Below are 16,506 nucleotides of genomic sequence, written 5' to 3'. Positions count from 1 at the left end.
ATCATTCTTCCACTAATTCGCCTGTGACCAAATAATGAACCTGTTCAGCGATGTTTTTCACTTGGTCGCCAGAGCGTTCTAAATTTTTCGAGATGAACAATAAATGTGTGCATGCTTCGATATTTCTTGGATTTTCCATCATGTAAGTCAGTAGCTCACGAAATAGAGCTTCTGTTTCATCATTAATGTCTTCATCCGCCAAACGTGCTTTTTCGGCCAGTTCCGTATTTTGTGTGACATAGGCCTCCATAACCTGATCCAGCATAATAGCGACTTGGTTCGACATCTTCGAAATGCGACGTACGACAGGTTTCATTGGCGAATAATCATCCACAGCATCAACACGGTATGACAATGTTTTCGCATAATCACCCATGCGTTCCAAACATTGTGATACTTTCAATGTTGTAATTGCGCTGCGTAAATCTTCTGCCATTGGTTGACGTAAAGCGATTAAGCGAATGGCTTTTTCATCGATCTGTGTTTCTAATTCGTTGATTGCAGCATCCGCTTTGGCAACTTTAGCAGCCAGTTCTGTGTCATTCTTTTTCAAAGCTTTTGAAGAGTTCTTCATTTGGTCGGATACTTTATCCGCCATAAGAACCAAAAGTGTTTCAATCTCATTTAGCTCTTTATCAAAGCGTGTAACGATATGTGTATGTTCCATTGCGCTATCCTATCCGATACGGCCAGTAATGTAATTTTGTGTACGCTCATCTTGAGGAGCCGTGAAAATATCATTCGTGTCGCCAAATTCAACCAAGTCACCAAGGTGGAAAAAGGCTGTCTTTTGTGAAACGCGTGCAGCCTGTTGCATAGAGTGTGTCACAATCACGATGCTAAACTTCGTACGTAGCTCGTCAATCAGTTCTTCGATTGTCGCTGTCGCGATCGGATCAAGTGCAGAACATGGTTCATCCATAAGGATAACTGTTGGCTGAACTGCGATTGCACGAGCGATACACAGACGTTGTTGCTGACCGCCTGATAGCCCTGTACCAGGTTTGTCTAAACGATCTTTCACTTCGTTCCAAAGACCTGCACGAGTGAGGGCCCATTCGACCAAACCATCTAATTCAGATTTAGAACCGGTCAAACCATGTATGCGAGGGCCATAAGCTACATTATCGTAGATTGATTTTGGGAATGGGTTTGGCTTTTGGAATACCATTCCAACCTGTGCGCGAAGCTGTACTGGGTCAATGCTTGGATCATAAATATCATTGCCATCCAAACGAATATCACCAGTGACACGGCAAATATCAATCGTGTCGTTCATGCGGTTCAAACAGCGTAAGAATGTTGATTTACCACAACCAGATGGGCCGATAAAGGCTGTCACGGCATGATCTTCGATATCAACATCGACCTGTTTAATAGCCTGAGCTTCACCATAGAAAACATCAACGCCACGCGCTGTTATTTTCATTTGTTTCTCGGATACTTCTTGAGCCATATTTTCCTCACTCAAATTCAAATCAATCTGCATATCTGTCACCACTTTCTACCAACGACGCTCAAAGCGTTTGCGCAGTACGATTGCGATTAGGTTCATTACTACAAGGAAGACCAACAACACACAAATTGCAGCAGCTGTTTTGGCTTCAAAGGCGCGTTCAGGAAAGTCTGCCCAACGGAAAACTTGGACAGGCAGAACCGATGCGCTGTCTGTAATACTTGCTGGAATATCAACGATAAAGGCCACCATACCAATCATGATCAATGGGGCGGTTTCACCCAAGGCTTGTGCCATTGCGATGATGGATCCCGTTAAAACACCTGGCATTGCTAGTGGTAATACGTGGTGGAATGACGTTTGTAGTTTTGATGCACCCAATCCTAAAGCCGCATCGCGAATGGATGGCGGCACAGCACGGATAGCTGCTCGGGATGCAATGATGATTGTTGGTAGGGACATCAATGCTAGAACGATACCACCCGCAAGAGGGGCGGAGCGTGGGACGCCAAAGACGTTTAGGAACACAGCCAAGCCAAGCAAACCAAACACAATGGATGGCACTGCAGCAAGATTGTTGATGTTCACTTCGACAAAGTCGGTCAATTTGTTCTTAGGTGCGAACTCTTCAAGATAAATCGCGGATAGCACACCGATTGGAAATGCTAGGAAGAATGTTACGAACATTGTTAAAACAGAGCCGACTAATGCACCCCAGATACCAGCCAATTCAGGTTCGCGGCTGTCGCCCGATGAAAAGAAGCGCCAGTTAAAGTTTGAACTGATGCGATCATCCGCACGTAAGCTTTCCAGCCAAACGATCTGGTTGTCGGATGTTTTGCGTGCCACTTCTGGCGAACTGTTCACATATAAGGCCCAATCATCCGCGGCTATTGTAGTTTGATCACTGATCGGCAAAATCACTTTTGCAGTGCTACCTGCCGCTGCAATCTCCGTCAATTTGACCCAACCAGCCCCAATGCGAACCAGAACAGAAGGCATAAATTTATCAAGCTTACCTTCGTAATTGGGTTGTTCTGCAATGCGGCGCAACTCTTCTGCTTCTGCGATAAAGCCATCACGTTTGATTTTACGTGCATCGACTTGCGCTTTTGCATCTGCTTTAACCGCTTCATCTGTTGCGGCGTTCATACGTTCCGTAAAGACACGCACACCATTGTTTTCTTGAACAGCCTTAGCATCTAATCGGGATGCACGCTTGCGCAATTCATTTTGGATTTCACCAACAACAGATGCGAAGACATCAGGGCTAACATTCAAAGTGACGGTGTCTTTGCTAGATGCAGAGACTTCTAATGCTTTATTGTGTTCTTGCTCAACTAAAGTTCCATATTCGCCTTTTAGGTAAAGATCGGAAATATCAGATGCTAAGAAGCGATAATCAATTGTTGTGCCAATCAATTCTGGGTTTTCCTGAACCAATGTACGTAATTCAAAGGCTGCACCACCGCTTACCACATCATAAAGTTGTTTCTTAGCTTTACGGTTTTTCACCATCGGGAAATGTTTTTTTAGGCTATTCTTAGCCAATTTCGCAAAGTCAGTTTTACCAATCACTTTCGGATCGTTTGTAGCTTCTGCATCAATGGATTGTTCCAGTGTTACAGGCAAAGTCACATAATGTTCGCGAATTGCACCCGTGGCATTGCCCAGCACTGTCCATAGAAGTGATATCAGCGCCAATGCTGATAATGTAATTGCACCGATACCGTATAGTTTAAGGCGTGTTTGTGATGCATTGCGGCGCTTTGCGTTCTTGGCTGCAAGCTCTGACGTATGATGTCCGGAATATTTTGAAAGATCAGTCATGGGTCAAAATCCTAGTCATACGCTTCGCGGTACTTGCGCACGATACGCAAGGCGACGATATTCAAAAGAAGGGTCACACAGAACAATGTGAAGCCCAGAGTAAAGGCAGGGCCAGCAGCAGTTTCAGCTTCTGTATCACCTGTGATTAGCATTACGATTTGTACGGTTACCGTGGTAACGGCTTCGAGTGGGTTCACGGTTAGGTTCGCACCTTGGCCTGCAGCCATAACAACGATCATTGTTTCGCCAACGGCGCGCGACACACCCAATAGAACCGCAGAAACGATACCGGGTAGGGCGGCTGGTAAAACAACCTGGCGGATTGTTTCAGCTTTGGTAGCACCCAAGCCATAAGAGCCATCACGTAATGATTGTGGAACTGCGTTGATAACGTCATCTGATAGCGATGAAATGAATGGGATTATCATGATGCCCATAACAATACCCGCAGCCAATGCACTTTCGGATGCAACAGATAATCCGATCGCTTCACCCCATCCGCGAATGGCTGGGGCTAGTGTGATTGCTGCGAAAAAACCGTAAACAACTGTGGGAATACCGGCCAAGATTTCTAACATTGGTTTGGCCCATGCACGGACACGCGCTGATGCAAAATCTGACAGGTAAATCGCTGCCATTAGACCAATTGGCACGGCTACGATCATTGCAATCAATGTGATCAGTAAAGTCCCGACAAATAATGGGATCGCACCCACACGGTCAGGGTCCATTGTGCCAGAATGTACACCAGCCAATGGCGACCATTCTGTTCCGAATATGTATTTGTCTACACGCCATCCAATGTTTGAAAAGAAGTTCATCGTTTCAAAGATCAAGCTTAAAACGATACCGACTGTCGTAAGAACTGCGATTGCTGCACAAACGAATAGGAAAGAACGGATAATGCGCTCTGATTTATTACGTGCGCGCCACTCTGCGGTAATACGCTTAATTTGAAAAAAACCACCAAGAACAGACAGTGTAAGTGGAATCAGAACCATCGACCAATTATGCAGATTGGATAGGCCAGAATAATTACCCGCAATTGTTTCGCGCAAATCATCCACGGATGATGCTGTGCGGCCTTCTGATATGGCTTTGGCATCTGATAAAACCAGTTGTGCTTGAATGTCGGCCAATGATGGGTCAGCGGCTTTGATTTGGCTTAATAAAGAGCCCGTTACAAACCAGCTGCCAAAAATCAAAAGAATAAGATATGCTGCGATCCCTAAAAGCAAAACCCACAGAAACGAAAGTGTTCCGTGGTAGTTTGGACGAGAGTGTAACGATGAAGGAATGCCATTTGAAACAGCTGTGGCTTTAGATCGTGCCATCATAAAGAAAGCAAATGATAGGCCGAGAATAATTATCGGCATTAGATTAGAAATCCCCAGCATTTCTATAGTCCTAATATTTAGCACGGCAGCGTGCTTTGGCAGAAAGTTGAGGGCAATGCATGCCCCCAACGGTTATTTGTTTTACAAGCGGGGAGGTCGCTTGAAAGTAAACGCGTGGCGCTTACTTAAGTTCTTCTGAACCAGTCATTACAACTAGGTTTGTCATTGTTTCTAGGTTTGCAGCGAAAGGCTCTTCTGACAATGGGATCAAACCTTTGTCTACAAGGTAACCTTCTTCACCTGCAGCAGCATCTGATGCGAACTCAGCAGCGAATTCAGCGATACCTGGTACAACACCTACGTGTTGTTTTTTCACGTAGTAGTATAGAGAACGTGATACTTTGTAGTCGCCAGCAGCGATGTTTTCGAATTCTGGTGCTACGCCGTTTACTGTAGCGCCTTTGATAGTATCAGAGTTTTGATCCAAGAAAGAGTAACCGAAAACAGCTACTGCAGCTGGGTTAGCAGCCAGTTTTTGAACCATTAGGTTGTCGTTCTCGCCTGCGTCAACCCAAGCACCGTCTGTACGGATTTCAAGTTTTTTGTACTCAGCTTTTTCAAGGCCAGCAGCTTTACCGCCTTTTTGGATCACTAATTCTTCGAAAGCGTCACGTGTACCAGATGATGGTGGTGGGCCTAGAACTTCGATCTTGATGTCTGGCAAAGATGGGTCGATGTCTGACCATTTTGCCGGCTCGCCTTGGCCTTTAGCCAATGCTTTATAAAGGTGATCGATTGTTAGCTCGAATGATGGAGCGTCGATGCCATTTGCAACTACGATACCGTCGAAGCCGATGATTGATTCAACGATGTCTGTAACACCATTTTCTTGGCACAATTTCCATTCTTTCGCTTTCATACGACGAGAAGCGTTTGTGATGTCTGGGTGATCAGTGCCAACGCCAGCGCAGAACAATTTCATGCCGCCGCCTGAACCAGTAGATTCTACAACTGGAGTAGCGAAGTCAGTCTTTTGACCGAATTGCTCTGCAACTGATGTTGAAAAAGGAAATACTGTTGAAGACCCAACAATTTTGATTTCTTTGCGTTCAGCCAAAGCTGGTGTCGCGATAGCTGTTGCCAATGCAACTGCTGTTAATGAAAGAGTTTTAAAGAACATAAGTTCAATCCCAATTTTGTTTCATGGACCGATTCTTCTCGGCTGAGTGCTAGATAGGCAGTCCACGTGAAGCTCATGTCACAGGTATGTAACAGTTGTGTGACAAACTTCTAATTTAGATAAACAAATGATTAATTTTTGTGGGTAACTTTTAAGATTTATCTAAATTGGCGATCTTTTTAACGCCATTAGATAAGGTAACGGTACCTTCACTCTCAAAAGCTTCGTGATTTTTTTCGATATCGTCGATTATATACCGATAGTTCGCCATGATGGTAAATGAGCTATCAAACCCAATATCATCTATACGTGCGGCCCAGTTTAAACGTTCAAGGCGCGCGCCATTTCCAATATGGAACCGGCAAACAGGATCAACTGGTTTGTTATCTCTCGCTTTTTCATTGCTTAAGAAATAGGCCGCAGCTGACAATAACGAAGCTTGGTCGTCTTTAGTGACAGCATCAATAGCCGTTAATTCTTGTGGCAATATATTTACGTCATCTTTTTGCGCACGCATCCAATCACCAAATTTCAAAACTGGCGACAGAGTTACGAAATCTTTTAGATTTGGAAAGCGCGATTTTACATCTTCCACAACCTGTTTGATCAAGAAATTACCCAATGGAATGCCACGCAAACCATTTTGGCAATTTGAAATTGAATAGAAAACTGCTGTGGTCGCTTTTCTTGGATCAAGCGGCGTGCGGTCTTTGGTCAACACAGGCGCAATCGCATCTGGCATTGTGTCCATTAGCGCAACCTCGACGAATATTAGCGGCTCATCTTCTAAGTTCGGATGGAAGAAGCCATAAATCATGCGGTCTGCGGGTTTTATGCGGCGCGAAAGATCATCCCAGTCTGAAATGCCGTGAACGGCTTCATATTTGATAATGTTTTCCAGAATAGTAGGGGATGTGTGCCAATCGATATTCCGCAAGCCAAGGAAGCCACGGTTAAACCATGCAGAAAAAACTGCCACGAATTCTTCGTCTAGTGCTTTTAATTCAGGTGTGTCGCGTAACATACCTAACAAATCAGACCGCATATTCAGTAATTTCATTGTGGATGCTGGACTTTGATTAAGCAGGCTTATCAAAGTCGCATATTGCGGTTTCGTAGCTTTTGATAACTTTTTCAGGTTTTTCTGGGATTTGTTTTCCAAAAATGTCGCCGCAGCTTGGCTGATATCACCAGTATCACAAGCGAGTTTCTGAAATAACGCCTCAAAGAATTCTAGCTTATGTTCCGTATTGAACGTCTCATAAGAGGACAGAATTTGCTGTGATAATGCCAACCCCGATGCCATGCCTTTGCTTTGTAGCAAACGTAGGCAAAGAATAACCGTACCTCCTACATCACCTTGTTTTGACAAGACAGGTAATCCAATAAGGGAGCGCCCACGATCTGCGACCGTGCTTAAGAAATCATTAATGGGTAACGTTAAAGCCATAAGTGAACTATTCACCAATGGCCTTAACGCACAAGTGCATTTTTTGAAATTGACGTAAGGTCAAATTAATTACCAGCTGCCAAAAGAGCGGCATTCCCACCAGATGCTGTTGTATCGACACAAACATGTCGCTCAAACGTGCATCGTTGTGCAATATCACGAGCATCTACCAATGGAATCAACGCGCCATCACGTCTAGATAGGGCAATACGTGCCTGTGCCAATGCATCATCTTCTGCCCATAGGATAACCGCATCGAATCCCGATAGTTCAGATAAGAATTCTAATGGTAATGCGCCTGACAAACCTTCAGCAATATCTGCGTTTGGTGCAATGATTATAGGCTCGCATCCAACACCTTTGACTGCTGCGGCTTGTGTGCGTGCCATATCTAATGTTGGACCAAGGCACAAAACAACACCACAGCCATAGCTGGATAATGTATTCATTTCCCCCGTTGGTCCGGGTAGAACACTGTTGTGAAGCGCTTTGCGAACAGGACGTTTTGTTGTGTTGATGTGTGCTTGGATATCATTGACGGATAAATCCGTTGGCTCGTATGGGGCGGGTGTGGCAATATCTGCCATAACAAACCGCGTTAAATATTCTGGTCCGCCAGCTTTTGGGCCTGTGCCAGATAAACCTTCACCACCAAAGGGTTGTGATCCTACTACAGCGCCAATCTGGTTGCGGTTGATGTAGACGTTACCCACATTTAAACGGTTGCCGAGCATATTTACAAAGCTATCAATCCGTGAATGTACGCCAAAGGTTAAACCATATTGTGATGCATTAATCGCCTCGACCACCTGATCAATTTCATCCGCTTTATATGTAGCAATATGCAGAACAGGGCCAAATATCTCTTCCTCTAAGTCCTCAATACCAGACACTCTAATAGCTGTGGGTTTAGCAAAGGTCCCATGATCAGGAATGTTGATTTGATGCAATATGCGATCCTCATTTGCAGCTTTTGCAATATGATCGTTGATACCATCTAACGCATCTTGGGTAATGACAGGACCAATATCCGTGCGCATATCCCAAGGGTTGCCGACAATCTGTGTGTCCATTGCACCATAAAGCATTTCTAGGAATTTAGGCGCGATATCTTCTTGTAAATACAACATACGCAAAGCAGAACACCTTTGACCCGCCGATTGGAAGGATGAGTCTACAATATCGCGAACGGTTTGTTCGGGCAGGGCTGTACTGTCCACGATCATTGCGTTCAAGCCGCCAGTTTCTGCAATTAATGGCGCACGTGCGTTGCCTGTTTGGGCAGCAGAAGCATTGATGTTCTGTGCTGTTGCTGTCGATCCTGTGAAACAAACACCGCTGGTTTGTGGATCGGCTACAATCAATGCGCCGACTTCGCGGCCTGATCCAATCAGCAATTGCAATGCTGTTTTAGGAACGCCAGCTTCATACATCAGTTGCACAGCGCGTGTTGCGATAATTGGCGTAGGTTCTGCTGGTTTTGCTAGAACGGCATTACCAACTGATAATGCGGCTGCGATCTGGCCTGTGAAGATCGCCAATGGGAAGTTCCAAGGGGAAATACAGGCGAATATGCCACGTGGTTCCCTGTGGTCATGATTTGCAGCCTGAGCAGGATAATAACGCAGGAAATCAACTGCTTCGCGCAGTTCTGATACGGCATCATTGATGGTTTTACCTGCTTCACGTGTTAGAATAGCGAATAATTCACCAAAATTCTCTTCATATAAATCTGCTGCACGATTTAAGATGTCACTGCGTTCTGCCTGTGTCGCATTCCATGGTTTTGCCGCTTTAATTGCTGTTTTGGTATCATCTGCATTCGCAAGGGTGACTGTACCAAGTTTCGTTAAATCTGTGGGGTTCGTAACGGGCAATGTTTTCCCATTGGGGGCGCCAGATGCAAGCTGTGCTGATACATCCCAGGTTGCTTTAGCAAACTTACCGCGCGCTTTTTCTATGCGCGCCAGTTCCGTAACGCTGGTAAAGTCAAATCCAAGCGAATTCGGGCGCTCTGGCTGATACATATCATATGGTTTTATGACAGAAGTGTTTTCCTGTTCTTTGATTAAATCCCATGCATCAAAAGGATCTTTGACAACCTCATGCGCTGGCACAGATTTATCAACGACCTGATTCACAAACGAAGAATTTGCACCGTTTTCTAATAAACGACGTACAAGGTAAGCCAAAAGATCATCGTGAATTCCCACGGGTGCATAGATGCGGCATGTAACGTCAAATGTTTCTAAAACATGATCGTACAAACCTTCACCCATTCCATGAAGCTTTTGAAATTCATATGTATTATTAGAATGAGCCATATCTAATATGGCTTGCACACTGTGCGCATTATGCGTGGCAAATTGCGGATAGATGCGGTCATTCAAAAGCAGCAGTTGTTTTGCACATGCTATATAGGAAATGTCGGTTGCACATTTCTTTGTAAATACTGGAAAATCGGGCAAACTATCAATTTGAGCACGTTTAATCTCTGTATCCCAATAAGCACCCTTAACCAAACGGATCATGATCTTGCGGTCTAATTGTTCTGCCAATGAATAAAGCCAAGAAATCGCAGCGGGCGCACGTTTTGAATAAGCTTGGATAACAACGCCAAAACCATCCCAGAGAGCGAGACGTGGGTCAGATAAAACGGCTTCTATAACATCTAGTGATAAATCTAAACGATCGGCCTCTTCGGCATCAATATTCAACCCCATATTTGCTTCTTTTGCTTTTAGAACCAGCTGTAAAGTGCGCTCGACCAATGTCTCCATCACTTGATCTTTTTGACGTAATTCATAGCGTGGATGCAAAGCAGAAAGTTTAATGGAGATTCCTGGATTTTTGCGGACATCACTATCCAAACTATGTTTTGCAAGGTAATCAATTGCGTCAGCATATGATTTAACAAAGCCCTTGGCATCTTTGTCAGTTAGTGCGGCTTCACCCAGCATATCATAAGAATGCGTGTATCCCTGCGTTTCACGTTTTGCACCACGCGCTACAGCATCTTCAATGGTTTCGCCCAATACAAATTGATTGCCCATTTCTTTCATTGCAGCTTTGACTGCACGACGAATGACGGGTTCACCCACACGTTTTACAAGCTTGCCCATGGATGCTGTAATGCCTGTTTCAGCGGTTTCATTTAATACACGGCCCGTCAACATAAGCGCCCAAGTAGATGCATTTACAAGTGAGCTGTCTGAATGCCCGATATGTTTAGACCAGCTTTGGTCAGACAACTTATCCTCAATCAGATCATCCATAGTCTTGGCATCTGGAACACGAAGCAGTGCTTCTGCCAAACACATTAATGCTACGCCTTCATCCGTTGAAAGGCCATATTCAGCTAAAAATACTTCCATCAAGCCAGGGCTTTTTTGATTGCGTATGCTAGTAACAATCTGTGCAGCACGTTCAACAGTTTCAGTTCGCGCGCTTTTTGAAAGAAGAACAGATTGAATCAAGCTTTCAACGCAAGCGTTCTCGTCTTTTAGGTGAAAGTTGCGGAGGTCGATACGGATGTTTGATTTGGAAGCCATGATAAATCCTAAGATGTGGTGTTATACAAATTGTAGCACATTGCGGCATGTATTATTTCCTTTTAAAACTAATTTATTGGATATAATGTCTATATTTGCTCCGCATTGATGTGGAATAGTTCTGATAAAAGAAAAGATTTGGTGAATATGGATAGTTTTGATCGAAAAATAATTGGTGTATTAGAAGAAAATGGCCGTATTACGATCTCGGAATTATCTGAGCGTGTTGGTTTATCAAAGACGCCTTGTCAGGCGCGTCTTAAAAAAATGGTGGAGAATAAAACCATTCTTGGTTTTAAAGCGCTTGTAAATCACGCTGTTTTGGATCGCAGTCATATTGCGTTTACTGAAGTGAAACTGAATGACACGAGAGAAGCCGCGCTAAGCGCTTTTAACGAAGCGGTCATACAGTTACCTGAAATTGAGCAATGTCATATGATCGCTGGCCAGTTTGATTATTTGTTGAAAGTGCGCACCAAAAGCATCGCAGCTTACCGTATCGCGCTTGGCGAACGAATTTCTGCGTTACCTTGTGTGGCCAGTACATCGACCCATGTGGTCATGGAAGCTGTGAAAGAGTGATCCAAAAGAATTAGAAAAGCCGAAGCTAGTTTCAGGAAAGCTGATTGATAGGCGTCCTGTTGACGGTTTTAATCTAAAACTTTATAAATCACACACGCAGGGGGGGTCCGCTTTGGGACCTGAGAGGCTGACGGTGTATTTGCACAGCGACGCGACCCTTTGAACCTGACCCAGTTAAGACTGGCGTAGGAAGCAAGTGATCGCATTGCACTCCAAAGTGATCCAAGTAGGGGAAACCCTTTCTGCCTATGTTCTCCATAACGGGTCTTTTTAAGTGGAATGCTTGAGGAGAGCTAAATGAACGTCCCTAATCCAAAAATTACTACAGGCAGTTTGCCTGCCTCCCAAAAGATTTACGTAAAAGGTAGCATACACGAAGGTGTAGCTGTTCCTATGCGCGAAATTTCTGTTCACCCAACAGCGGGCGAACCACCCGTAACTGTATATGATACATCTGGCCCATATACAGACCCAACGATTGATATCGATATCCGCGAAGGTTTGGCAGATGTACGTCGCAAGTGGATTGAAGGTCGCGGCGATGTTGAAGCTTATGAAGGTCGTGAAATTAACTCTGCTGACAACGGTTTTGTTCAAGGCGATCACCTAACAGCTGAATTCCCAATCAAGCCAAAACCATTGCGCGCCAAAGACGGCAAAGCAGTAACACAACTTGCTTATGCCCGTGCTGGTATCGTGACTGCTGAAATGGAATATATCGCCATTCGTGAAAACCAAAAACGCGCTGAAGTTGCTGGTGAACGTGATGGATACGATTGGGGTGCTAATCTGCCAGATACAGTGACGCCTGAGTTTGTGCGTGATGAAATTGCTGCGGGCCGTGCGATTATTCCTGCAAACATCAACCACCCAGAAACAGAACCGATGATCATTGGTCGTAATTTCCTTGTGAAAATCAATGCGAATATGGGGACATCTGCGGTGTCTTCTTCAATGGAAGAGGAAGTAGATAAACTGGTTTGGTCTATCCGTTGGGGTGCTGACACGGTTATGGACTTGTCGACTGGCCGTAACATTCACAACACACGTGAATGGATTATTCGCAACAGTCCGGTCCCAATTGGGACAGTGCCAATTTATCAAGCATTAGAAAAGGTTAACGGAATTGCTGAAGATCTGACATGGGAAGTTTTCCGTGACACATTGATCGAACAAGCAGAGCAGGGCGTTGATTATTTCACGATCCACGCGGGTGTTCGTTTGCATATGGTACCTATGACGGTGAACCGTGTGACAGGTATCGTATCTCGTGGTGGTTCTATCATGGCGAAATGGTGTATGCACCACCACAAAGAAAGCTTCCTATACGAGCATTTTGATGAGATTTGTGACATCTGTCGTGCATACGATGTTTCCTTCTCGTTGGGTGATGGCTTGCGTCCAGGTTCAATTGCAGATGCGAACGACGAGGCACAATTTGCTGAGTTGGAAACACTGGGCGAGTTGACGAAAATTGCATGGGCAAAAGATTGTCAGGTGATGATCGAAGGCCCAGGCCACGTTGCGATGCACAAGATCAAAGAAAATATGGATAAGCAGTTGGAATGCTGTCACGAAGCACCATTCTATACGCTTGGGCCACTGACAACAGATATCGCACCAGGTTACGATCATATTACATCAGGTATTGGTGCTGCTATGATCGGTTGGTTCGGCTGTGCTATGTTGTGTTATGTGACACCAAAAGAGCATTTGGGTCTACCTGATCGTGATGACGTTAAAACAGGTGTGATCACTTACAAAATCGCAGCGCATGCTGCTGACTTGGCAAAAGGCTTACCTGGTGCGCAAGTGCGTGATGATGCCTTGTCTCGTGCGCGTTTCGAATTCCGTTGGGAAGATCAGTTTAACCTTGCGCTTGATCCAGAAACAGCACGTGATTTTCACGACCAAACACTGCCAAAAGAAGCGCATAAAGTTGCACACTTCTGCTCTATGTGTGGCCCGAAGTTCTGTTCTATGCGTATTTCACACGATATTCGTGCCGAAGCGCAGAAAGACGGATTGGAAGCTATGGCTGCAAAATTCCGCGAAGGTGGTGAATTATATGTACCCGTTAAAGAAGACGAAGAAGCTGAATAAGCTATAAGCTTTCAGTGATGCTAATAAGGAAGGGCCAATCATATGATTGGCCCTTTTTCGCTGACGAAAAATTGAACGGTTTACCCAAGGCAATTCTTTACAGTACCTTGTGCATGATTACCGTATCGCTAAACACATTTAACAAAGGATGATTGGTCCATGAATATTTTAAAAGCTGGAGTAATAGCTATGACAATGGCAACCGCCACACTCGCCAATGCAGGCGAATTGATTGTAAAACAAAGCGCGCATTCTGTGGATGTAACGCTGGATCGTCTGTCAGCCGCTGTTGAAGGTGCTGGTGCGAAAGTGTTTGCACGTGTGGATCACGCAAAAGGCGCTGCTTCTGTAGACCAAGACTTACGCCCAACGCAGATGTTGATGTTTGGTAACCCAAAGCTTGGCACACCTGCGATGTTGCTTAGCCAAACAGCAGGTTTGGACCTGCCATTGCGTGTCGTGGCTTATGAAGATGAAGCAGGTAAAGTATTTGTCGCTTACCACCCACCATCAAGCCTGTCTGCAAATCACGGTTTGCCAGCGGATGCTGAAGTTATTGCTAAGATGACAGGTGCATTGGATAAGCTGACGAATAAAGCGACAGGCGAATAAAATTAAGTTTTGTAAAAGTAATAGCGACCAGCGGGAATTTCTGCTGGTCCTTCGATCTGAGTAAAGCCCACCAATGGTTGACCAGAGATTAAAAGCCCATCCTTTACCATAATATCTCTGATCAGTGGGCTTAAAGCGGCGGCTTCTGCTTCGTCTTTATCCTTGATACCGACCCCAAAATCGTAATGTGCTAAAGCAATCCCAATATTGTCGCGCTTCATTTGCGCTATGACCTCACTTGCTTCGCCTTGTAAGAAGGTACCCGCAGGCGGTATACACGATGGGTGGCATTGTAAGACACGATCAAGCACCCAAATCTTTCTATCAGGTGCAATTTCACGCAAATGATCATAACTACGACCGTTACCAAGGCCGATTTCTGCGAGGTCTCCAATAATATCTTTGGTTTGTTCTACACACCATTCGAGACCGATTTTCTGCGCTGCTAATCTGCGCATCATACTTTCTAATCTGCTCATGTGTGTATCCTTTATTCGTTCGTCTGGATTCATGTAGTGGGTAATTCAGCTATCTGAAAGCAGCAATGGGTGCTTTTCGCATTATTGTGATAAATTCTTTTGTGAATTGCCAGATGGCGTCATCATGAACCAGGTGATGTGTTAACAAGCCCAAAGGTTCCGTATTATCCGTTTTACCCAAACGGCGGTCCACTAATAATGATACGATGTTATTCAATAATATATCAATTTGTACAATTGAACGTGTGTTTTTCCAGCATATTGGGTCAATATGTGTATTGATATGTTCTATTTTTGATGTTGCGTATTTCGCTTTTCTAGGTAGGTAGGTGGATAATACATCATACCCAATAGCCTTTAAATGTTCGAATAAATCTGGGTTGATACGATTCCAGGGTGGTACGAACATTGACTTCATGTTTCTACCAAAAAGGTCAGACATACGATCCGCGCCCATAATCAAATCTTGAACGGAATCTTCGATTGGTCGTGATGATCCAAATTCAGCATTCTTTTCACCATCCTTTGCATGGCTTTGATGTGACCAGCCATGAGTAACAGGAATTATATACTGCGTTTGTTCGCTTTGAACACACAAAGCTCTAGTCGCAAACTTTGGAATGATAGCCAAATGTACTGGTATGTCAGCTTGCGTTGCAATCTCTATAAGTTGATCTAGTTTTGCTGACGGTTCAATGGCATCATCATCGCGCCACCAAAACGGCAATGTTAAATTTGCTTCGTGCCAAAGCTCTATTTCTGCCTCTAAAAGATGCCAGTCTATGCGCATGATCTGTCCTGTGCTATTCTTATGGCAATACGAACGGTTTCGCCCGCGCCGTTGAAAGCAGTGTCATCTGATTGAAAACGCCCAGCGCTTTGTACGGTTTTAATGGCAGAAAATAAGACTTCTGCAGTTATATTTTTGTTAGTAACAACTTCAAAAGACGGATGTTTCGCCAAACTGGTTGCGCGCAATGTTTGTTCTACTTCGTCAGCATCATCAAAAGGAACAAATACACTGGGGCATCCTGCCTGCATAAGATCAAGGGCGGTATTGTACCCACACATGCTGACAGAGCAAGCAGCATGGTATAACAGTTGGCGAAAATCGGGGCGTGCACGTTCGATAATTATATTTTGACTTTCAATTAGGGCGTTCAAGCGCTTAATTTCTTGATCTGGGTTGCTACCGCCAACCAATAGACGCCAATTTTGGGTGCTTAACGCGGCTGCCCCAATGGCGTTTTCAAAGAGGTTTGCTCCCACAGTACCACCACCAGCACTGACAATTATTTCATTTAGCCCCGTTTTTTCAGGATGCGACCCAGCAGGAGCGGGCGCCACAAATCCTGTGTAATGTAGTTTTTCTGATAACATATCAGATACTGGCCAGCTTTGCTCTAATGGGGTGGTGACTTTATCTGAGTGGACAAGTACGCCGTCATAATAATCTGAAATGAATGCATCGGCCTTTGTTACCTTTTCAGGCTTTGATGGCGGGGCAAGAATATCGCGGATCGAACAAAGTATTGTACAGGGTTTATTTTGGGCTTCTGCGGCATCTAATAATGCCCTGAATTCGGTGCGTAAAACACGGCGGCCAAACGGGAACAGTTCGGTGATTACGATATCTGGCTGTACTTCTTCTAGGATAGAAACCATGTTTGAACTACGTGTCGTCAAATAGCTCTCATCAGCAATTGTGTCAGATGGTGTCAGCAATGTTGTGAAATTTGTGCCATCAGAGCGCACTGCAGGCAATTGGCGCAGATCAATGTCCGCTATATTCAAATGCGGTGCAGGCATACCGCCACTGATCAATGTCACAGTGTGGCCTGCATGTATAAAAGCGTGGGCTAAGGTTATGGCGCGACTTAAATGTCCCGTTCCCAAAAGATGTGTCACGCTGATTAAAACTTGCAT

General features: G+C 44.6%; 13 protein-coding genes and 1 riboswitch. Of the genes, 3 read left to right on the top strand and 10 right to left on the bottom strand.

What is annotated here, in order from left to right:
• Position 1: 1 nt before the first annotated feature.
• From phoU to putA, 7 genes are all read right to left on the bottom strand, one after another.
• On the bottom strand, positions 2-667 hold the full coding sequence (phoU, locus tag F9L33_RS04445) for a phosphate signaling complex protein PhoU (protein WP_152141519.1): 666 nt from the start codon (positions 665-667) through the stop codon (positions 2-4).
• A 9-nt stretch (positions 668-676) separates the two neighbouring features.
• Positions 677-1,456 carry a phosphate ABC transporter ATP-binding protein PstB gene (pstB, locus tag F9L33_RS04440; protein ID WP_152141897.1) on the bottom strand — a complete coding sequence of 260 codons (780 nt, stop codon included), beginning with the start codon at positions 1,454-1,456 and terminating at the stop codon, positions 677-679.
• 48 nt (positions 1,457-1,504) lie between these two features.
• Positions 1,505-3,286, bottom strand: a complete 1,782-nt coding sequence (gene pstA / locus F9L33_RS04435; protein ID WP_152141518.1) for a phosphate ABC transporter permease PstA — start codon at positions 3,284-3,286, stop codon at positions 1,505-1,507.
• An 11-nt stretch (positions 3,287-3,297) separates the two neighbouring features.
• Entirely contained in the window at positions 3,298-4,662 is a 1,365-nt protein-coding gene (pstC, locus tag F9L33_RS04430; RefSeq protein ID WP_152141517.1) for a phosphate ABC transporter permease subunit PstC, read from the bottom strand.
• A 142-nt stretch (positions 4,663-4,804) separates the two neighbouring features.
• Positions 4,805-5,803, bottom strand: a complete 999-nt coding sequence (locus F9L33_RS04425; RefSeq protein ID WP_152141516.1) for a substrate-binding domain-containing protein — start codon at positions 5,801-5,803, stop codon at positions 4,805-4,807.
• 151 nt (positions 5,804-5,954) lie between these two features.
• Positions 5,955-7,253, bottom strand: a complete 1,299-nt coding sequence (locus F9L33_RS04420) for a malonyl-CoA decarboxylase domain-containing protein (RefSeq protein WP_152141515.1) — start codon at positions 7,251-7,253, stop codon at positions 5,955-5,957.
• 65 nt (positions 7,254-7,318) lie between these two features.
• A complete protein-coding gene (gene putA / locus F9L33_RS04415; protein WP_152141514.1) occupies positions 7,319-10,804 on the bottom strand; it encodes a bifunctional proline dehydrogenase/L-glutamate gamma-semialdehyde dehydrogenase PutA in 3,486 nt (1,161 codons plus the stop codon).
• Between the two features lie 147 nt (positions 10,805-10,951).
• Between putA and F9L33_RS04410 the strand changes: the two genes are divergently transcribed.
• The 3 genes from F9L33_RS04410 to F9L33_RS04400 all read left to right on the top strand — a co-directional run bounded on the left by F9L33_RS04410 (position 10,952) and on the right by F9L33_RS04400 (position 14,101).
• The gene (locus F9L33_RS04410) at positions 10,952-11,386 is read left to right on the top strand and encodes an Lrp/AsnC family transcriptional regulator (RefSeq protein ID WP_152141513.1); all 435 of its coding nucleotides are present in this window, start codon (positions 10,952-10,954) and stop codon (positions 11,384-11,386) included.
• A gap of 88 nt (positions 11,387-11,474) precedes the next feature.
• Positions 11,475-11,595, top strand: a riboswitch (TPP riboswitch).
• A gap of 88 nt (positions 11,596-11,683) precedes the next feature.
• A complete protein-coding gene (gene thiC, locus F9L33_RS04405) occupies positions 11,684-13,489 on the top strand; it encodes a phosphomethylpyrimidine synthase ThiC (protein WP_152141512.1) in 1,806 nt (601 codons plus the stop codon).
• Between the two features lie 159 nt (positions 13,490-13,648).
• A complete protein-coding gene (locus tag F9L33_RS04400) occupies positions 13,649-14,101 on the top strand; it encodes a DUF302 domain-containing protein (RefSeq protein ID WP_193221968.1) in 453 nt (150 codons plus the stop codon).
• 2 nt (positions 14,102-14,103) lie between these two features.
• Here F9L33_RS04400 and F9L33_RS04395 read toward each other — a convergent pair whose 3' ends face one another.
• From F9L33_RS04395 to F9L33_RS04385, 3 genes are read right to left on the bottom strand one after another with little or no spacing between them, the layout of a single operon-like run.
• Entirely contained in the window at positions 14,104-14,580 is a 477-nt protein-coding gene (locus tag F9L33_RS04395; RefSeq protein ID WP_152141511.1) for a class I SAM-dependent methyltransferase, read from the bottom strand.
• 49 nt (positions 14,581-14,629) lie between these two features.
• Complete coding sequence (locus F9L33_RS04390; protein ID WP_152141510.1) at positions 14,630-15,370, bottom strand: polysaccharide deacetylase family protein; 741 nt, start codon at positions 15,368-15,370, stop codon at positions 14,630-14,632.
• The gene (locus F9L33_RS04385; RefSeq protein WP_152141509.1) at positions 15,361-16,506 is read right to left on the bottom strand and encodes a glycosyltransferase family protein; all 1,146 of its coding nucleotides are present in this window, start codon (positions 16,504-16,506) and stop codon (positions 15,361-15,363) included. Before F9L33_RS04385 ends, F9L33_RS04390 begins: the two co-directional genes overlap by 10 nt.

Origin of the sequence: Amylibacter sp. SFDW26, assembly GCF_009184395.1 — a bacterium.
Classification (GTDB): domain Bacteria; phylum Pseudomonadota; class Alphaproteobacteria; order Rhodobacterales; family Rhodobacteraceae; genus Amylibacter.
Note: the sequence above shows the minus strand (reverse complement) of the source record. Positions and strands in the feature narration are given on the sequence as shown.